This is a genomic window from Ancylobacter sp. GW821-FHT10E12, from assembly GCF_058809335.1.
Genome location: NZ_JBXASN010000014.1, coordinates 86,318 through 105,026, shown reverse-complemented (window position 1 = coordinate 105,026; position 18,709 = coordinate 86,318). Strand labels below are relative to the sequence as shown.

The following is an 18,709-nucleotide window of genomic DNA, read 5'->3' as shown; positions in this document are numbered from 1 at the left end:
CGTGTCGGGCTCGGGTGAACACGATCCAACCATTAAACCGGGAAAATGGTCAAGCCCCTTTCCTCCATCACCCGTCTGCTTAAAATTAGATCAAAATGACGCATAACGAAACATTCTTACGGAAATCGCATCCAGCATGAACGATGAATGTTGATTTTTGCTCTCGACAAGAACCGATATGTCGCTCAAAAATTGATCACAACAAATCGCCGGCAGGTCTCCAACCAATTTGGGCGGACCATATCCACCACCCAATCCCTTGACCAAAATATTTGGTTCTGGCTTTTTGGTTGAGGACGACGGACAGTTCAGCGCGGTGAGCGCCATCGCGGGAGAGGTCGGCATGCGAAGCGCCGGACAACAGCCCGACCGATCATTCGGCACCGCGCCGGCGGCAGTCCAGCCCCTGCGCTCCGGCGCCCTTCCTGCATATCAGATCGATGGCCGGCTCGCTCGCCCCGGCGCGGCGCGCCAGGCGAATGTCGCTGCGGGTGGAGACATCGGCACCGGCATAGCCGCACCACAGGGTCTGGATCGGCATGTGGTCCTCGGTGGCGTTGAGCAGGAAGACCTCGCCGGTCGCCGGCTTCGACCAGAGCGTCGCCTCAAGGCGCCCGCCCGGCGCGGCGGTGCCGATCTGCGCGGAATACCAGTGCGCGATGGCGGCGGCGCAGGCGACCGGCCGGCCGGTCTCGTTCTGGACACGCAACGGGACGGCAGCCAGCCCCTCGATGCCGCGCTCGACGACGTGGACTTCCTCGGCGAAGACCGGGAACGCGGCCGTCACAGCAACAACAAAACAAAAATTAAGAATACGCTTCCGCATTTCTACGAGTCTCCAGCCTGAAAACTCGATCTGATAGTATAAATCTGCCGGTCGTGGAATAATAAAATCCACAGGGATCATAAAGAGGACCTTCCATGAGGAAAATTCTTCTCAACAGCGCGGCTCTTGCACTGCTGGCCATGACGTCGCCGACCATGACGTCGATGGCCCAGGCCGCCGAGCTGAAGTCCATCGCCATCCTCACCCCCGAGGCCGGCACCGATTATGGCTGGAACCAGCAGGGCGTCGACGCCGCCAAGGCCGCCGGCGCCGCTGCCGGCGTCAAGGTGCTGGTCGCCGACAATCTCGGCTATGGCGACGTGCGCCCGACATTGCGCGAAATGGCGCAGGACGGCGCCGGCCTGCTGATCGCCCATGCCAGCGGCTACAACACCTCGGCGCCGGAAATCGGCGAGGAGATGAAGGTGCCGGTCGCCATCGTCGACCGTCCCGATGCCAAAAAGGCGGGCGCGGTGGCCGACTACACCGCCAGCGGCCATGAGGGCGCCTATCTCGCCGGCCGCCTCGCCGCCAAGATGAGCAAGACCGGCACGGTCGGCATCGTGGTCTCCGGCGAGCCGCCGTCGTGGAACTCGCAGTCCGCCGCCTTCGCCGAGGGCGCCAAGGCCGAGAAGCCCGGCATCAACGTGCGCTACGCGGTGATCGGCCCGGCGGCCTATTCCGACGCCGCCGGCGGCAAGCGCGTCACCGAGGCGCTGATCGCCGCCGGCGCCGACATCGTCTTCGGCCAGGGCAACGGCTCCAGCTTCGGCATGCTGCAGGCGGTCGAGACCAACAAGGCGACCAATGGCGGCAAGGTCTATTTCATCGACGTGATCGGCGACAAGACCGCCATCGACAAGGGCAACCTGCTCTCCTCGGTGGTGTGGAACCTGACCCCGGTCTATTCGGCGATGATCGCCGACATCAAGGCCGACAAGTACGGCAGCCGCAACTACGACATCAACCTCGCCGACGGCTCGGTGTCGCTCCTGAAGAGCAAGCACATCCCCGACGACGTGTGGGCGCAGATCGAGGCGCTCAAGAAGGACATCGTCGCCGGCAAGATCAAGGTGACGGCGCATTACGACGCCGACACCGTGCACAAGCTGGTCACCCAGCTGCCGCAGTGAGGACCATCGATGCGGGGCCGGTCGTGAACACCTGATCCCTCCTTCGGGGGCCGGCCGACGGCCGGGCGCCTCGGTATGAGGACGATCGGGGGAAACGCAAACGCCGGGCCGGGCCTGCAAAGGCCGGCCCATCCTCGGCGGAAGGCCCCTCACCCCTTCCCTCTCCCCCCGTCGGGGAGAGGGGCAGGCTGCCGGCATCGAACCCATGCGATGCCGGGCGAGCCGGAATACGAACCCCGCACCAGGCGAAGCCGCTGCGTGAAAACAAAATCCGCACCGCGTAGACGCCCTCTCCCTCTCGGCGAGAGGGTCGGGTGAGGGGGAACCGGAATCGAATCATGACACCTCTTCTCGACGCCACCGCCTCCTCGTCCGCCGACCCCCGGCCCATCGTCTCGCTCGACCACGTCACCAAGCGCTTTCCCGGCGTGGTCGCGAATGACCGGGTCGCCTTCAACCTGTGGCCTGGCGAGGTGCATGTGCTGCTCGGCGAGAACGGCGCCGGCAAGTCGACGCTGGTCGGCATGCTGTCGGGCCTGCAGATTCCGGACGAGGGCGGCGTCATCGTCGACGGCCGCGAGGTGCGGATCTCCTCGCCGGCGCAGGCGCTGGAGCTCGGCATCGGCACGGTGTTCCAGCATTCGATGCTGGTGCCCTCGCTCAGCGTCGTCGACAACATGGCGCTGGGCGGCCCCTGGTGGTCGCGGCCGGACCGCGCCGGCGTCGCCCGCAAGATGGCGGCGGTCTGCGCCGATATCGACGTCGCCATCGATCCCGACGCCAAGGTCGGCACGCTGTCGCTCGGCGAGCAGCAGCAGGTGGAGATCGTCCGCGCGCTGATGCGCGGCAGCCGCGTGCTGATCCTCGACGAGGCGACCGCGATGCTGACTCCCAAGGGCGCGGAGGATCTCGGCGCGCTGATGGGCCGGCTGGTCGGGCTCGGCATCGCCGTGGTGTTCATCACCCACAAGCTCAACGAGGCGCTGGCCTTCGGCCACCGCATCACCGTGCTGCGGCTCGGCCGCAAGGTCGGCGAGATCGCGCCGGACCGCCTCGCGCAACTCGGCCCCGCCGCCGCCACCGCCGAGATCATCCGGCTGATGTTCGGCGCCGACGTCGCCGCCGCGCAGGCGGTGCAGGCGCCGCGCCGCGCGCGCGCCTCCGCTCCGCCATTGCTGACGATCGAAGGCCTTGCCGTCGACGATCCGGCGGTGCCGGTCGCCGGCATCGATCTCACCGTGGCGCCGGGCGAGATCGTCGGCCTCGCCGGCATAGACGGCAACGGCCAGAAGCAGTTCGCCGAGGCGGTGGCCGGCCAGCGCCGCCTTGCCGCCGGCAGCATCCGCCTCGACGGCGCGGCGATCGAGCGGCTGGACGTCGGCGAGCGTCGCCGGCTCGGCCTGCGCTACGTCACCGACGACCGGCTCGGCGAGGGCACGGTCGCCGGCTTCCCGATCTCGCTCAACCTGCTGCTCAAGCAGGTCGGCGAGGCGCCGTTCTGGCGGCACGGCATCGAGCAGCCCGACGCCATCGCCGCCCATGCGAGGCGGCTGGTGGGCGAGTTCGACGTGCGCACCCCCGGCATCGAGACCGCCATCGGCAAATTGTCCGGCGGCAACATCCAGAAGGCGCTGCTGGCCCGCGAGCTGTCCGGGCAGGCGCGCGCGGTGATCTTCGCCAAGCCGACCTATGGGCTCGATGTGCAGAACATCCGCGCCACCCGCCAGCGCATCCGCGAGGCGGCCGACCGCGGGCTGGCGGTGATCCTGATCTCCACCGATCTCGAGGAGGTGCTGGAACTCTCCGACCGCATCGCGGTGATGTCGCGCGGCCGGATCGTCGGCGTGGTGGACAATGATGCCGAGGCCCGCAACCGGGTCGGCGAACTGATGAGCGGCGTGACGGCATGACGGATACCCAGATAGCGGATACCCAGATGTCGGATAGCCATATCCCGGATACCCATGTCCCGGATAGCCATGTCCCGGACACCGCCCGTTCCCGCCGCGGCGAGGCCTGGCGCGACCGGGCGCGCCTCGTGGCGATGGCGCTCGGCCCGGTGCTCGGCGCCATCGTGCTGTCCGGGCTGCTGCTGCTGGCGCTGGGCGTCGACCCCCTCGCCTATTACGGCTTCGTCATCGACCGCGGGCTCGTCAATCCCTATGGCCTGCAGGCGACGCTGACCCGCATGGGGCCGCTGCTGCTGATCGCGGCGGGGCTCATCGTCGCCTTCCGGGCCGGCATCTGGAATCTCGGCGGCGACGGCCAGTTCCTGCTGAGCGCGGTGGTGGTCGCGGCCCTCGGCCCGCTGCTGGTGCCGCACCTGCCGGCCTGGCTGGTGCTGCTGGTCGGGCTGGCGGTGGGGGCGCTGGTCGGGGCGGCATGGTCGGTGCTGCCGGCGCTGCTCAAGGCCTATCAGGGCGTCAACGAGATCATCACCACGCTGATGATGACCTTTCTCGGCGTGTCCTTCGCCAATGTGCTGGTGAAGCTCGCCTTTCGCGATCCGGCCACCACGGTGCCGCAGACCCGCACCCTCGCCGTCGCCGACCGGCTGCCGCGGCTGTTCGACACCACGGTGTCGAGCGGGCTGATCATCGGGCTGGTCGCCATCGTGCTGGTGCATCTGGTGATGACGCGCACCGCCTTCGGGCTGAAGCTGCGGATCGTCGGCGCCAACCCGCGCGCGGCCATCCATGCCGGCCTGAGGGTGCCGGCGCTCACCGTGGCGACCTTCGCGATTTCGGCGGCGCTGGCGGGCCTTGCCGGCGCGGTGGAGATCCTCGGCGTGCAGGGCAATGTGCGGGCGGACTGGAACCCCGCCTACAGCCTCACCGTGGTGCCGCTGGTGTTCCTGGCGCGGTTCAACGGCTTCGCCTCCATCGCCTTCGTGTTCCTGTTCTCGGTGCTGTCGATCGGCGGCGAGAGCGCGGCGCGGCGCACCGGCGTGCCGAATTTCTTCACCCTCGTCGTGGTGGCGATCCTGCTCGTCATGCTCGGCATCACCGAATATCTCGACCAGCGCCGCCGCGCGGCCGGCACGTGAGCGGAGGCATCGATGTCCGGGTTGTTCACCGAAGCCTTCCTCACCTCGCTGGTGCTCGGCGCCCTCACCGCCGGCCTTCCGCTGATGCTCGCCGGGCTCGGCGAGCAGATCTCCGAGAAGGCCGGCGTGCTGAATATCGGCATCGAGGGCATGATGCTGTTCGGCGCCTATATCGGCTTCCTCGTCGCCTACCAGACCGGATCGATCTGGCTCGGCTTCCTCGGCGGCGGGCTCGGTGGTATGGCGGTGGCCGGGCCGATGGCGCTGTTCTGCATCCGCATGGGCCTCAGCCAGATCGTCATCGGCATCGCGCTGACGCTCGGCGCCGAGGGGCTCACCGCGCTGCTGCACCATTTCCAGTTCTCGCAGAGCTATCCGCGCCTGCCGGCGGTCGAGACGCTGGCGATTCCCGGCCTGTCGTCGATCCCGGTGATCGGGCCGGCCCTGTTCGACCGGCCGCCGATCGTCTATCTCGCGGTGCTGGCGGTGATCGCGACCAGCTACGTGTTCCGCTCCACCCAGCTCGGGCTCGCCTTGCAGGCGGCCGGCGACAAGCCGGCGGCGCTGGACGCGGCCGGCGTCGACGTGGTGCGGGTGCGGACCTTCGCGGTGCTCACCACCGGCTTCCTCGCCGGCATCGGCGGCGCCTTCATGGCGGAGGTCGGCGCCGGCATCTTCGTGCCGTTCATGACCAATGGCGCCGGCTTCATCGGCATCGTGCTGGCGATGCAGGCGCGCGGCAAGCCGCTCTGGGTGCTGTGCGGCGCGCTGCTGTTCGGGGCCTGCCTGTCGGCGACCACCGCCTTGCAGGTCGCCGGCGTCAGCATCCCGACCGACGTGATCCAGATGCTCCCCTTCGCGGCGGTGCTCGCGGTGCTGGTGCTGTTCGGCCGCAAGGCCAGCCTGCCGCCGGCTTTGGGCCTGCATTATGTGCGGGGCGCGCGATGAACGCGCCCCGCACGGCCTCATCCCGCGTCGATCACCGCCATGGCGGCCGCCACCCCGGCGCCGACATCGACCTTGTGGCCGAGCGCGCCCAGCGCCCCGCCGAAGGCGGCCAGCGCCACCACCGCGTAGAGCGGCTGGGCGGTCGGCCCCATATGGCCGATGCGGGTGAGCTTGCCGAGCGTCTCGCCGCGGCCGGAGGACAGCACGACGCCGTAGCGCGCCCGCACCTCGGCGCGCAGCTGCGCCTCGTCGATGCCCTCCGGCGTGCGCACCGCGGTGGCGGTGGGCGAGGCGAAGTCCTCCTCGGCCGGCCAGATGCTCAGGCCCATCGCCTTGATCCCGGCGCGGCAGGCCGCGGCGGTGAGCGCATGGCGCGCCCAGACCCTTTCCGGCCCCTCGGCGAGATAGAGGTCGATGGCGGCCTCCAGGCCGTTGATCTCGGCGACCGACGGGGTGAAGGGGAATGGCCGGTCGGCGCGCCAGGCCTCCTCCCAGTCGAGGATGCTGAGGATGGACGCGCGGGGAGCGTTTGGGTTTCCCTTCATTTTCGCCCAGGCGCGGTTGGACACGCCGAGAATGGTCAGGCCGGGCGGGCAGCCGAGGCACTTGTTCGGCCCGGTGACCAGCAGGTCGATCTGCGCCGAGGCGGCATCGACCGGCATGCCGCCGAAGGACGACACCGCATCGACCAGGAACAGCGCGCCGTGGCGGGCGACCGCGCGACCGATCTCGGCGACCGGGTTGATGGTGCCGGACGGCGTGTCGTGGTGGCAGGCGGCGACCACGGTGACGTCGGGCCGCGCGGCCAGCGCACGGGCGACGGCCTCGGGGTCGATCACCCGGTCATAGGGCACGGCGAGCTCGACGATCTCGGCGCCCGAGCGCGCCGCCCAGCCGGCGAAGCCCTTGGCATAGACGCCGGAGACGAGGTTGAGCACCACGTCGTCGCGGCCGATCAGCGAGGCGGCGGCGGCCTCCAGCCCGAGCACCGGCTCGCCCTGCAGCACGACCGGCATCGTTTCGGCCTTCACCACCGTCGCCAGCTTCTCGATCACCCGCTGATAGGTCGCCTGGAACGCCGGGTCGTAGTCGTAGAGCACGGTGGAGGCGAGGCCGCGCAGGACGGCGGGATAGGCGTCGACGGGGCCGGTGGTCAGGGTGAAGACCGGCAGATCGGATGGCGCGTAACGCATGGCTTTGCTCGGGTTCGTTGTCGGGGCGGCGGAACCGGGGACCGGAAGGCGGACCGAACGCGCAACCAAAATGCGACCGAATTCGCCTTAATGGTTCCAGATTGGCACCACCCACGGCCCGGAGCAACAGCGATCGCGAATCTCCCGGCATCGCATGGCACCTCTGGATTGTCTGCGGTTTCCGGCGATTTCGCCCCCGGCAGCCATCCCGGCATCGGGGCGGCGCCGAGCGGCAGGGCCGCGACGCGGCGGCCGGCATATCTCGACCAGATGGCAACCAATATTGTAACTGGGGCATGCCGACCGTACATTTATCGGCGGGCCATGCAGGCGACGCGCGATCCCGCCGCTTCGGCGGGTCGGGCCGGCCCCACACGAGAACGGAAGTGACCCCGATGGACGCGATAGCGGACAAGACCGGACGCAAGGCGCGCAGGGCACCGGAAGCCGCGCGCGGCGCCGGCGGGCAGGAGCCGGCCGGGATCGAGGAACTGGTGGAATCGATACGCGGCATCATCGCCCGCACCGGCAGCGTGCCGCCGGAGCGCGTCGTCGCCGAGGAACTGAGCGTCAAGCGCCACACGCTGCGGCGGGCGCTCGGCGTGCTGCGTGCCCGCGGCGAGCTGGAGCCGGCCCGCGCCGGCCGCCGCGCCTCGACCGGCCTCGACAGCAGCCGCAGCCTGATCAACTCCACCAACCCGCTGGAGGTGATGGAGCTCCGGCTGATGCTGGAGCCGTCGCTGGCGCGGCTGGCGGCGCTGCGGGCGAGCCCGGTGGAGATCGACCGCATCCTGCGCGCCGCCACCACGGCGCCGGACGCCGACCCCATCGATGCCGACATGGTGTTCCACAAGGCGATCGCGGCCGGCGCGCGCAACGCGCTGGCCTCGGAACTCTACGTGCTGCTGCATCGCGTCGCCAATGACGGCCGGCTGCGCTTCACCGACAGCGACGCCACGCTGCTGCCCGAGCGCGTGCGGCTGCGCGATTGCGAGCATCGGCAGATCGCCGAGGCCATCGCCGCCCGCGACCCGGAGGCGGCCGAGCGCGGCATGTGGCAGCACCTCGCCAGCCTGCAGCAGAAGATCATGGGACGACTCGCGCCCGGCGGCATGCCGTAAGCGCGCCTTTTCCCCACCGACCCGACCACCGGCCTCCGCGGGCGCCCGCCCGGCGGACACGCCTTCCCTTGTGCCCATGCCTTCCCTTGTGCCCATGCCTTCCCGTGTGCCCTTGCCTTCGCGGAGATCCCGGCCATGAAAACCTTCGATGTCCTGATCATCGGCGCCGGGTCGGCCGGCTGCGTGCTCGCCGCCCGGCTGTCGGAGAATCCGGCCCTCAAGGTGGGGCTGGTCGAGGCCGGCGAGCATCCGAGCGATCCCGACATCGCCATTCCGCAGAAATGGCCGGCGCTGCAGGATCGCCCCTATGACTGGGCCTACCGCACCGTGCCGCAGCCGGGCACCGCCGGGCGGGCGCATGCCTGGCCGCGCGGGCGCATCGTCGGCGGGTCGAGCTGCCTGCACGCCATGGCGCATGTGCGCGGCCATGCGGCCGATTTCGCGCCCTGGGCGGCGGCGACCGGCGATGCGCGCTGGTCCTTCGAGGGGCTGCTGCCGGGCTTCCGCCGTAGCGAGAGCTTCTCCGGCGGCGCGAGCGCCATGCATGGCGGCGACGGCCCGCTCACGGTCTACCTGCCCGACGAGGAGGTCAGCCCGGTGGTGCGCGCCTATATGGCGGCCGGCCTCGCCCGCGGCGTGCCGGCGATCGGCGACCATAATTCCGGGCCGCTGAACGGCGTGGCGCCGAACTCGCTCACCATCCGCGACGGCAGGCGGGTCAGCGCGGCGGACGCCTATCTGGTGCCGGTGCTCGGGCGGCCCAATCTCGACCTGCTCACCGGCGTGCGCGTGCATCGCCTCGTCCTCGCCGGCAACCGGGTGACGGGGGTGCAGGTCGAGATCGACGGCATGGCCGAGACGCTCTCGGCGGGCATGATCTGCCTGTGCGCCGGCGCGGTCGCCTCGCCGCTGCTGCTGATGCGCTCCGGCATCGGGCCCGAGGCGGCGCTCAAGGCGGCGGGCATCGCCTGCATCGCCGACCGGGCCGAGGTCGGCGGCAACCTGCACGACCACCTGCTGACCGCCGGCAACGTCTATCGCGCGAAGCGGCCGGTGCCGCCCTCGCGGCTGCAGCACTCCGAATCGCTGATGTATCTCGATGCCGACGACCCGACGCGGCCGGACGGCCCGCCGGATGTGGTGCTCGGCTGCGTCGCCGCGCCCACCATGTCGGAGTGCTTCACCCCGCCGGCCTATGGCACGGCCTATACGATCCTGTCCGGCGTCACCCACCCGACCAGCCGCGGCAGCCTCGTCGTGACCGGCCCCGACCTCGACGCGCCGCCGCGCATCGACCCGGCCTATCTCTCGACCGACCACGACCGGCGCCTCGCCCGCCGGGCGCTGGAACTGGCGCGCGAGATCGGCCATGGCGCCACCCTCGACGACTGGCGGGCGGAGGAGATCCATCCGGGGATCGACATCCGCGACGCGGCGGAGATCGATGCCTTCCTCGCCCGCGCGGTCATCACCCATCACCACCCGGTCGGCACCTGCCGCATGGGCGCCGACGAGGCCGGAATCGTCGACGCCGATCTGAAGCTGCGAGGATTCGACGGGCTGCACATCGTCGATGGCTCCGTCATTCCCACCATCACCTCCGGCCCGGTCCACGCGGCGATCCTCGCGATCGCCGAGACCTTCGCCGAACGCAGCCGCCCGATGCTCGATTGATACATACAATATTGACATTGTACGGCTACACTCTCATATATCGCTCGCAAGCATTGCGACCGATAATGAGGAGAGCGTCATGTCCAGCGTGCAATGGCCGCCTTTGTCGCCGTTCAGGACCGGCGTGCACGGGCATTGTCCGCGTTGCGGGCAGGGCGGGCTGTTCGACGGCTTCCTCACGCTGAAGCCGCGCTGCGAGGTTTGCGGGCTCGATTATTCCTATGCCGATCCCGCCGACGGCCCGGCCTTCTTCGTCATGATGTTCGTCTGCGTGCCGGCGGTGATCTTCGGCCTGTGGCTGGAGATCGCCTATGCGCCGCCATGGTGGGTGCATGTCGTGACCAGCCTGCCGGTGGTGTTCCTCACCTGCATCCCGCCGCTGCGCCCGCTCAAGGGCTGGCTGGTCGCGGCGCAGTATTTCTACAAGGCCGAAGAGGGCCGGCTGGTGTCGCGGCCGGACGTGGAAAAGGCCGGCGCCTGAAGCGTTTTCAAGCGAAGTGGAAACCGGGTCGCGTGAAGAAAACGCGTGAAGCAATGTTCCGGATCCTTTTCGGTGAACCGGGATTCACCGAAAAGGATCCGGATCGCGCCCTCAGACCACGGCGTGGTCGGCCGGGCGCCGGTCGTTGAGGATGCCGGCCAGCGTGCGCAGCGCGGCGATGAGCCGGGCGCGATCCGGCACCCCGCCGAGCGATATCCGCACCGCATCCGGCGCCCGCCCTTCGACGGAGAAGGCGTCCGACGGGACCACCCCCAGCCCTTCCTGCCGCGCCGCCTCGATGAGCCGATGGCGATCCCAGTGCGGGGGCAGCGGCTGCCAGACATGCAGGCCGTTCGGATGCGCCTGCGCATAGTCGGGGAGGATCCCGGCCGCCGCCTTCTGGCGTTCCGCCGCCTCGCGGCGCACCCCGTCCAGAAGCTCGCCCGCGAGGCCGAGCCGGATCCAGTGCGTCGCCAGCGCGGTCATCAGCGGCGACGGCATCAGGATCAGCGCCCGCAGCGCCGCCACCAGCGCCTCGCTCTGCCGCATCGAGGGAGCGACGACGAAGGCAGTGCGCAGGCCCGGCGTCAGCGTCTTCGACAGCGTCGCCACGTAATAGGTGAGCTCGGGCGCGAGGGCCGCAAGCGGCGCGGGCGCATCGCCGGCGAGCCGCCCGTAGGGATCGTCCTCGATGATCGTCACCTTGCGGGCGCGGGCGATCCGCACGATGGCCGCGCGCCGGGCGGCCGGCAGGGTGACGGCGGTCGGGTTCTGGATGGTCGGGGTGAGGCACAGCAGCCGGGCGCCGCTCGCCTGCAGCGCCGCCTCCAGCGCGTCCGGCCGCATGCCGTCCTCGTCCGCGGCAGCCGGGAGCAGGCGCAACCCCTGCTGCCGGGCGAGCGCGCGCAGGCCCGGATAAGCGAGCGCGTCGGTGATCACGGCGTCGCCCGGCGGCGCCAGCAGCCCGAGCAGCGCCGCCAGCGCCGGCTGGGCGCCCGGCGCGACGATGAGGCGCTGCGGATCGACCGCGCCGAGCAGCGGCTCCAGCCACCGGCAGCCCGCCGAGCGGTCGGCGAGCGAGCCGGCCCCGACATGATAGCTCATCAGCAGGTCGACATCCGACCGGCGCAGCAGCTCCGAAAGCCCGTCCTGCATCAGCTCGCCGAGCCTGACGCCCTTGGGCGGCGGCGGGATGTTCATGCTGAGGTCGAGGAGGAAGGCCGAGGGCTCCGGCCGGGCGGCGATGAAGGAGCCGCGCCCGGTCACCGCGTCGATGAGCCCGCGATGCCGCGCTTCGGTATAGGCGCGGGTCACCGTGGTGAGGTCGACGCCGAGATGCCCGGCGAGCTGTCGCTGCGGCGGCAGGCGGTCGCCGGGCCGCAATCCCCCGGCCTGCACCGCTTCCTCGATCATCACCACGATCTGGAGGTAGCGCGGCCCGGCGCCGTCCGCGAGGCCGCTCAACCACGGCAGGGTCAGGTCGCTTCTCGACATGTCGTGCTCCGACACGAATCCATGCATTCGGACATATTGTCCGCACGACACTACCGCCCTGCGCACGCGCACGCGACCGGGCCATGCCGGCGGCGCGACGATTTTTGCCACGGTGGCGAATAAACCCGCCGGCCGGGGTGTTCACCCCTCGTCCACTCCCGGACGAGACAGGAACATTCCGATGATCCGCGATCCTCATGATCTGGCATCCGCCACGCCGCGGACGCGCAACAATCATCTACGTCCCGCAACGCTCGCCCTTGCCGTCCTCCTCGGCCTGGCAAGCATCGGCTCCGCCTTTGCCGCCGGCGGCGGTGGCGGTGGAGGCGGTGGTGGCGGTGGTGGCGGCGGAAGCGCCGGCGGCGGCGGCGGTGGAAGTGCCGGCGGCGGCGGAAGCGCCGGTGGCGGTGCCGGTGGAAGCGCCGGCGGATCGAGCGGCAACAGGGGCGGCTCGAGCGGCGACATGACCACCTGCCGGAAAGGGCAGATGTGGAATGTCGTGAAGCGCCAGTGCGCGCCGGCGGTGAAGGGCGCCCTGCCGGACGACAATGTCGCGCAATATGCCTTTGCGCTCGCCAAGGCGCACCGCTACCAGGAGGCCCTGGTCACGCTGGACATGCTGCAGGACCCCAACACCGCGCGCGCGCTCAACTATCGCGGCTACGCCACCCGCAAGCTCGGCCGCACCGAGGAAGGCATCAGCTACTACCTGAAGTCGGTGTCGCTCGATCCCCAATACGCGCAGGTCCGCGAATATCTCGGCGAGGCCTACGTCGTCCAGGGCAAGCTCGATCTGGCCCGTGAGCAGCTCGATGTCATCAAGGGCATCTGCGGCACCGGCTGCGAGGAATATGAAGACCTCGCCAAGGCGATCCACTCGCCCTCGGGCCTGTGAGCGCACGGGCCTGCGAGAACACCGACCTGCAAGAACACGGACCTGCAAGAACACGGACCTGCAAGAACACGGACCTGCAAGAACACGGAGGCCATCATGTTGGCAAGGCTCGTCGGCCCGTTCGTCGATCCGCTGGCCTGCGCCGCGCGGCTGCTGCTGGCGGCGCTGTTCATCCACGAAGGCTGGTCGAAGATCGCCGTCTATGCCGACGTCGCCGGCTACATGGAGATGCACGGCGTGCCGGGCAGCCTGCTGCCGCTGGTCATCCTCACCGAGCTCGGCGGCGGCCTGCTGGTCGTCGCCGGGCTGGCGACGCGGGCGGCGGCCTTCGCGCTTGCCGGGTTCTGCCTGCTCGCCGCGCTGATCTTCCACGGCAATATCGCCGACGCGGACGAGCTCCTCCAGCTCGAGAAGGACGTCGCCATCGCCGGCGGCTTCCTCGCCCTCGTCGCCCTGGGCGGCGGCGGCTGGTCGCTCGACCGCTGGATCGCGCGCGGCGCCGGGCGATGAACCGCGGCAGTGGGCCACCACGCATCGCTTGCGCGGGCGCGGCGGCTGATGTCTCCTCGCCTCGAAGGCCGCCGCACCACGCGCGGGTCGCGGCGCATGGCAAGGCGATGGGCACGAGCGGCGAGGACGAGGTCAGGGCCGGGCTGACGGGCAATCTCGCGCGGCTCTGGCGCTACGCCCTGGTGCTCGCCGGCCGGCGCGACGTCGCCGAGGACCTCGTCCAGGCCACCTGCCTCAGGGCGCTGGAGCGGGCACACCAGTTCGCGCCGGGCACGCGCTGCGACGCCTGGCTGCTCGCCATCCTCCACGGGCTCTGGCTCAACGAGATACGCGCGCGGCGGATACGGCAGGGGCAAGGCACCCTGCCCGCCGAGGATGCGCTGGTGCATGACGGTGCCGCCCATATGGACACGCACCTGCAGGCCAACGACGTGCTGCGCGCCGCCGCGACGCTGCCCGAGGGCCAGCGCGCCGCGCTGTTTCTGGTCTATGCGGAAGGCTTCGCCTATCGCGAGGCGGCGGACATATTGGGGGTGCCGGTCGGGACGGTGATGAGCCGCCTGGCGGCGGCGCGGATCGCGCTCGGGCGACAGCTCGGCGAGGGAAAGGAAGGCGCGAGATGAACGGGCGCCATGACGGGCCGCACGAGGACATGGCCGAGGCGCATCCGCTCGATGCCGCGCTCGTGGCGCATCTCGACGGAACCCTGCCGCCGGACGAGCAGGCACGCCTCATGCGCGCGCTGGCCGACGACCCGGCAGCGGCCGAACGCCTCGCCCTGATGCGGGCCGGGCATCTGGCGGCCCGGCAGGCCTTCGCGGCGCTGCCGGCGGCGCCGGCCGGGCTCGCCGACTTCCTGTCGCACGCCCTCGCCACCACGCCGCGCCGGCCGACCGCGGCGAGCGGGATGGCGCGCCTCGCCGGCTGGCTGGCGGCGCGGCGACAGGCCGGCGCCCTGCGTTTCGCACCGGCGGCGCTCGCCTTCGCGCTGCTGTTCGCCATCGGGCTCGGCGCCGGGTGGCAGACGGGGTGGCTTGCGGGCCGGCATGCCGGCGCACCCCGGATCGCCGCGCTCGCCGACGAGGAGGAGTGGCGGGAGGCGGTGGCGCATTATCTCACCCTCTACACCCCCGAGACCTTCGCCGATCTTCCCGACGATCCGCGGCGGCAGGCGCGCGAGCTTGCCAATGTCGGCAAGCGGCTGGGGCTCGACCTCTCGGGAGATCGGGTCCGCATCGAGGGACTGGACCTCAAGCGGGCGCAGATGTTCGACTATGAGGGTCGCCCGCTGGCGCAGCTCGCCTATCTCGATCCCGTCGCCGGCCCGGTGCTGCTCTGCGTGCTCGACATGCCGGACGCGCGGGCCGAGGCGCTGCGGCTGGAGCAGCGTCACGGCCTGTCCATCGCCTACTGGACGCGGGACGGGCACGGCTTCCTGCTGGCGGGGCGACTGCCCCGGGCGGCGCTCGAAGCGCTCGCCCAACCACTGGCGCGGCGGCTGGACGGCTAGGGGCGCGGGGGACTACGCGCCGTCGACCTTGGGCCGGCCCGCCTGCCGGATCCCCGCGCGCAGCACCTCGAACAGCCGGGCGTCGAGCGATTGCGCGACGTTGAAGCGCATGAATCCCGGTGCCGACTGCGACAGGCTGAACACGTTGCCGGGAGCGAGGACGACGTTCTGCGCCAGCGCCTCGCGGGCGAGGCCGGCGGCGTCGACACCGTCGGGCAGGCGGCACCAGAGGAACAGGCCGGCCTGCGGCTCCAGCCAGGGCACGATGCCGAGATTGCGCAGCCGCGCGCCCACCTCGCCCATTGCCCGCGCCAGCCGGGCGCGCAAGCCCTCCATATGCTTGCGGTAGCTGCCGTCGCGCAGCACGCCGTGGACGAGCTCCGCCCCCAGCCGTCCCCCTCCGAAGCAGGTGGCGATCTTCAGATCGGCCAGCGCCTCGATCCATTGCGGCCGCGCGGCGATGAAGCCGCAGCGCGCGGAGGCCGAAAGCGACTTGGAGAAGCTGCCGATATGCACCACCCGCTCCAGCCCGTCGAACGCCGCCAGCCGCGGCGCCGGGGCGATTTCGAAATCGGCGAAGATGTCGTCCTCGACGATGACCAGGCCGGCTTGGTCGGCAAGCTTCAGCAGCCGGTGGGCGACGACCGGCGACAGGGTGGCGCCGGTCGGATTGTGGATCGCCGAATTGGTGATGTAGAGGCGCGGGCGATGCTCGGCCAGCGCCTTCGCGAACAGTTCCACATCCGGCCCGGTCGGGGTGTAGGGAACCCCGACGGCACGGGCCCGATGCGCGCGCAGCAAGGCGTGGAAGTTGAAATAGCACGGGTCGTCGACCAGCACCGCGTCGCCGGGCTCGATCAGCAGGCGGCACAGGAGGTCGATGGCCTGCGTGCCGGATTCCGTCAGCACTATCTGCTCGGGCGGCGCCTCGATCCCGCGCTCGGCCATGCGGCGGGCGAGCAGCTGGCGTAGCGCCGGCAATCCGAGCGGCGTACCGTAATCCGCGAGCACGCCGTCATCGGCGCGGGCCAGGGCGCGCATCGAGCGGCGCAGCCCCGCCTGCGGCATCCATGCGGCCGGCAGCCAGCCGCAGCCCGGCTTGAGCACCGCATCGTCCGCCTCCAGCGACTGGCGCGACACCCAGAACGGATCGACCGCGCGATCGAGCCTCGGCCCGATCTCCGCCATCGACAGCGGCGCCATCGGACCGGCGACATAGAAGCCGGAGCCCGGCCGCGACTGGATAACGCCCTCCGCCACCAGCCGCTCATAGGCTTCCACCACCGTGGAGGTCGACACGCGCAATTGGCCCGCCAGCGCCCGGATCGAGGGCAGCTTGTCGCCGGATGTCAGGCTGCGGCCGGCGATCCGCTGGCGGATCGTCGCCATCACGACACCAAGGCGGGTGCCGGCAAGTTGGGGGGCGGCAAGGCGGGGGTCGGCCGGTTCGCTCATTCCCATCCTGTGAACCATCCGTATGGGATATGTATCCATAACAGTTCGATGGAACTGTATGGCACCGTGCCTGGCGGCGCCAGAGACCCGGCGCCATAAGACCCGCATCGGCGGCAAGGAGCGGGTCATGGACAAGACGGCGGGCGGCAGGATGGCGGGCGGCGGCATCGCGAGCGGATGGATCAGCGGCTTCATCGGGGTGCTGATCTTCAGCGGCTCGCTGCCGGCCACCCGCGTGGCGGTGATGCAGTTCGATCCGGTATTCCTCACCGTCGCCCGCGCGGCGGTCGCCGGCCTGCTCGGGCTCGCCCTGCTGCTCGCCTTCCGGCAGAAGCGGCCGGAGCGGGCCGACCTCGCGCCGCTCGCCGTGGTCGCGCTCGGGGTGGTGGTCGGCTTCCCGCTGCTCACCGCGCTGGCGCTGCAGCATGTCAGCTCGGCGCATTCCATGGTGTTCATCGGCCTGCTGCCGCTCGCCACCGCGATCTTCGGCGTGCTGCGCGGCGGCGAGCGGCCGCGGCCGGCCTTCTGGCTGTTCTCCGGCCTCGGCAGCGCGCTGGTCGTCGGCTTCGCACTCGCGCAGGGGATGACGGCCGCCCCCGCCGGCGACGCGCTGATGCTTGCCGCCATCGTCGCCTGCGGGCTCGGCTATGCGGAAGGGGCGCGGCTGTCGCGCAAGCTCGGCGGCTGGCAGGTCATCTCATGGGCGCTGGTGCTGGCGCTGCCGGTCATGGCGGCGCTGACGGCGCTGCTGATGCCGTCCTCCCTCGCCGGGATCGCGGCACCCGCATGGCTCGGCCTCGGCTATGTCTCGCTGTTCAGCATGCTGATCGGCTTCATGTTCTGGTATCGCGGGCTCGCCCTCGGCGGCATCGCCGCCGTCGGGCAGCTGCAGCTGCTCCAGCCCTTCTTCGGCCTGGCGCTGGCGGCGACGCTGCTGCGCGAGACGGTGACCCCGACCATGCTGGTGGCGACGGTGGCGGTGATCCTGTGCGTCGCCGGCGCCCGCAAGTTCGCGCGGTAAGCGGCGATTGACAGCCGAGGCGCCGCCCATGCCATGATGCGGGCGTGAGTGATGCATCGCGAGAGCACCTGTCGCTGCGACTGAAGGCGGTGGCCGCGAAGGACCGCACCGCGCTGCACGACGTCTATGCGCTCACCTCCGCGAAGCTTTTCGGCGTGTGCCTGCGTATCTTGGCATCGCGAGAGGAAGCGGAGGATGTCTTGCAGGAGGTGTATCTGAACGTCTGGCATCGTGCGGACCAGTTCGATCCCGCCCGCGCGAGCCCGATCACCTGGCTGGCGACCATCGCGCGCAACAAGGCGATCGACCGGCTGCGCAGCCTCGCGCCCCGGCTCAAGGAGCGGCCGATCGAGGCGGAGGCGCCGATCGCCGATCCGTCGATGGACGCCCTCTCCCAGCTTGAGCACAGCGAGGACCACGCCCGGCTGCGCCGCTGCCTCGACGCCCTGGAAGGACGCAGCCGCGACGCCATCGTCGACGCCTTCTTCGGCGGCGAGACCTATGAGGCGCTGGCCCGGCGCCTCGACCAGCCGCTCGGCACCGTCAAGTCCTGGATCCGCCGCGGCCTCCTCTCGCTCAAGGAGTGCTTGGCGACATGAGCGACGCGCGCCCCGACATCCCCCACGATGACGACCGCGAGCAGCTCGCCGCCGAATATGCGCTCGGCGTGCTGGAGGCGGGCGAGCGTCGCCGCGTGGAGGAGATGGCCGGGCGCGATGCAAGCTTCGCGCGGCTGATCGCCGAGTGGGAGGGCCGGCTGGGGCCGCTGGCCGAGGAGATCCCCGCCGTCGCGCCGCCGCCCGCCGTGTGGTCGCGGATCGAGCGGCTGACGGCGCCGGAGCCGACATCCCGCCGGCCCAGGGCGGCGCAAGGCGTCGCCTTCTGGCGCTGGCTGAGCTTCGGTTCCATGGCGGTGGCGGCCGCCAGCATCGCCGCGGCCCTCCTCGTCGCCCGGCCGCCGGCGCCGGCGCCGCTGCAGGTCGCCGCGCTGGCGACGCCCGACGGGCGCTCGACCTTCACCGCGCTGATCGACAAGGGCACCGGCCAGGCGACGCTGGTGCCGCTGGCGGCCTGGGAGACGCCCGGCCGCGTTCCCGAGCTGTGGCTGGTGCCGGCCTCCGGCGCGGCGGTCTCGCTCGGCGTGTTCGACCCCGGCCAGGCGACCCGCATCGCGGTGCCGCGCGCGGTCCTCTCCGGCGTCGAGCCGGGCCTCGCGCTCGCCGTCTCGATCGAGCCGCCGGGTGGTTCGCCGACCGGACAGGCGACCGGGCCGATCATCGCCGTCGGCAAGCTCCAATCGCTCTGATCGTACACCTCACTGCACTGCGCCTTCGCCGTCGTCGGGGAAATTTTTCGACGGCTTCCGCATCTTTCCCGGCAGGGCTCCGTATCTCCCTCGACC

Annotated in this window: 20 protein-coding genes; 15 read left to right on the top strand and 5 right to left on the bottom strand. The window is 70.7% G+C overall.

Annotation, left to right across the window (positions count from 1 at the left end):
• Positions 1-90: 90 nt before the first annotated feature.
• Positions 91-345 carry a hypothetical protein gene (locus AC1RU4_RS18905; RefSeq protein WP_492892670.1) on the bottom strand — a complete coding sequence of 85 codons (255 nt, stop codon included), beginning with the start codon at positions 343-345 and terminating at the stop codon, positions 91-93.
• A 28-nt stretch (positions 346-373) separates the two neighbouring features.
• Positions 374-907, bottom strand: coding sequence for a hypothetical protein (locus tag AC1RU4_RS18900; RefSeq protein ID WP_492892669.1), 534 nt, complete (start codon positions 905-907; stop codon positions 374-376).
• A 14-nt stretch (positions 908-921) separates the two neighbouring features.
• Between AC1RU4_RS18900 and AC1RU4_RS18895 the strand changes: the two genes are divergently transcribed.
• The 4 genes from AC1RU4_RS18895 to AC1RU4_RS18880 all read left to right on the top strand — a co-directional run bounded on the left by AC1RU4_RS18895 (position 922) and on the right by AC1RU4_RS18880 (position 5,953).
• Complete coding sequence (locus AC1RU4_RS18895) at positions 922-1,959, top strand: putative B6 ABC transporter substrate-binding protein (protein WP_492892668.1); 1,038 nt, start codon at positions 922-924, stop codon at positions 1,957-1,959.
• A 338-nt stretch (positions 1,960-2,297) separates the two neighbouring features.
• A complete protein-coding gene (locus AC1RU4_RS18890) occupies positions 2,298-3,869 on the top strand; it encodes a putative B6 ABC transporter ATP-binding protein (protein WP_492892667.1) in 1,572 nt (523 codons plus the stop codon).
• A gap of 26 nt (positions 3,870-3,895) precedes the next feature.
• Entirely contained in the window at positions 3,896-5,005 is a 1,110-nt protein-coding gene (locus tag AC1RU4_RS18885) for a putative B6 ABC transporter permease subunit 2 (protein ID WP_492892666.1), read from the top strand.
• Positions 5,006-5,017: 12 nt separating this feature from the next.
• The gene (locus tag AC1RU4_RS18880; protein ID WP_492892665.1) at positions 5,018-5,953 is read left to right on the top strand and encodes a putative B6 ABC transporter permease subunit 1; all 936 of its coding nucleotides are present in this window, start codon (positions 5,018-5,020) and stop codon (positions 5,951-5,953) included.
• A 17-nt stretch (positions 5,954-5,970) separates the two neighbouring features.
• Here AC1RU4_RS18880 and ppaT read toward each other — a convergent pair whose 3' ends face one another.
• Positions 5,971-7,146: a pyridoxamine--pyruvate transaminase gene (gene ppaT, locus AC1RU4_RS18875; protein ID WP_492892664.1), complete on the bottom strand. Its 1,176-nt coding sequence runs from the start codon at positions 7,144-7,146 to the stop codon at positions 5,971-5,973.
• Between the two features lie 395 nt (positions 7,147-7,541).
• On the opposite strand from ppaT, the gene AC1RU4_RS18870 reads away from it, so the two are divergent.
• The 3 genes from AC1RU4_RS18870 (at position 7,542) to AC1RU4_RS18860 (ending at position 10,422) form a co-directional block, all read left to right on the top strand.
• Positions 7,542-8,267, top strand: coding sequence for a FadR/GntR family transcriptional regulator (locus AC1RU4_RS18870; protein ID WP_492892663.1), 726 nt, complete (start codon positions 7,542-7,544; stop codon positions 8,265-8,267).
• A 135-nt stretch (positions 8,268-8,402) separates the two neighbouring features.
• On the top strand, positions 8,403-9,941 hold the full coding sequence (locus AC1RU4_RS18865; RefSeq protein ID WP_492892662.1) for a GMC family oxidoreductase: 1,539 nt from the start codon (positions 8,403-8,405) through the stop codon (positions 9,939-9,941).
• A gap of 79 nt (positions 9,942-10,020) precedes the next feature.
• On the top strand, positions 10,021-10,422 hold the full coding sequence (locus tag AC1RU4_RS18860; RefSeq protein ID WP_492892661.1) for a DUF983 domain-containing protein: 402 nt from the start codon (positions 10,021-10,023) through the stop codon (positions 10,420-10,422).
• Between the two features lie 111 nt (positions 10,423-10,533).
• On the opposite strand, the gene AC1RU4_RS18855 is transcribed toward AC1RU4_RS18860, so the two are convergent.
• A complete protein-coding gene (locus AC1RU4_RS18855) occupies positions 10,534-11,916 on the bottom strand; it encodes an aminotransferase-like domain-containing protein (protein WP_492892660.1) in 1,383 nt (460 codons plus the stop codon).
• 197 nt (positions 11,917-12,113) lie between these two features.
• On the opposite strand from AC1RU4_RS18855, the gene AC1RU4_RS18850 reads away from it, so the two are divergent.
• The 5 genes from AC1RU4_RS18850 to AC1RU4_RS18830 all read left to right on the top strand — a co-directional run bounded on the left by AC1RU4_RS18850 (position 12,114) and on the right by AC1RU4_RS18830 (position 14,831).
• Complete coding sequence (locus AC1RU4_RS18850) at positions 12,114-12,383, top strand: hypothetical protein (protein ID WP_492892659.1); 270 nt, start codon at positions 12,114-12,116, stop codon at positions 12,381-12,383.
• On the top strand, positions 12,380-12,811 hold the full coding sequence (locus AC1RU4_RS18845; protein WP_492892658.1) for a tetratricopeptide repeat protein: 432 nt from the start codon (positions 12,380-12,382) through the stop codon (positions 12,809-12,811). Before AC1RU4_RS18850 ends, AC1RU4_RS18845 begins: the two co-directional genes overlap by 4 nt.
• 96 nt (positions 12,812-12,907) lie before the next feature.
• On the top strand, positions 12,908-13,321 hold the full coding sequence (locus AC1RU4_RS18840; RefSeq protein WP_492892657.1) for a DoxX family protein: 414 nt from the start codon (positions 12,908-12,910) through the stop codon (positions 13,319-13,321).
• A gap of 107 nt (positions 13,322-13,428) precedes the next feature.
• Positions 13,429-13,944: an RNA polymerase sigma factor gene (locus AC1RU4_RS18835; RefSeq protein WP_492892656.1), complete on the top strand. Its 516-nt coding sequence runs from the start codon at positions 13,429-13,431 to the stop codon at positions 13,942-13,944.
• Positions 13,941-14,831, top strand: a complete 891-nt coding sequence (locus tag AC1RU4_RS18830; RefSeq protein WP_492892655.1) for an anti-sigma factor — start codon at positions 13,941-13,943, stop codon at positions 14,829-14,831. The genes AC1RU4_RS18835 and AC1RU4_RS18830 overlap by 4 nt, the downstream gene beginning before the upstream one ends.
• Before the next feature lie 12 nt (positions 14,832-14,843).
• Here the strand turns inward: AC1RU4_RS18830 and AC1RU4_RS18825 are convergent, their stop codons facing one another.
• On the bottom strand, positions 14,844-16,286 hold the full coding sequence (locus AC1RU4_RS18825) for an aminotransferase-like domain-containing protein (RefSeq protein ID WP_492892654.1): 1,443 nt from the start codon (positions 16,284-16,286) through the stop codon (positions 14,844-14,846).
• Positions 16,287-16,413: 127 nt separating this feature from the next.
• On the opposite strand from AC1RU4_RS18825, the gene AC1RU4_RS18820 reads away from it, so the two are divergent.
• Genes AC1RU4_RS18820 through AC1RU4_RS18810 form a run of 3 tightly spaced genes read left to right on the top strand, consistent with a single transcriptional unit; the run spans position 16,414 to position 18,613 of the window.
• Complete coding sequence (locus AC1RU4_RS18820) at positions 16,414-17,307, top strand: DMT family transporter (protein ID WP_492892653.1); 894 nt, start codon at positions 16,414-16,416, stop codon at positions 17,305-17,307.
• Positions 17,308-17,351: 44 nt separating this feature from the next.
• A complete protein-coding gene (locus tag AC1RU4_RS18815; protein ID WP_492892652.1) occupies positions 17,352-17,906 on the top strand; it encodes a sigma-70 family RNA polymerase sigma factor in 555 nt (184 codons plus the stop codon).
• Entirely contained in the window at positions 17,903-18,613 is a 711-nt protein-coding gene (locus tag AC1RU4_RS18810) for an anti-sigma factor (RefSeq protein ID WP_492892651.1), read from the top strand. Before AC1RU4_RS18815 ends, AC1RU4_RS18810 begins: the two co-directional genes overlap by 4 nt.
• Positions 18,614-18,709: the final 96 nt, after the last annotated feature.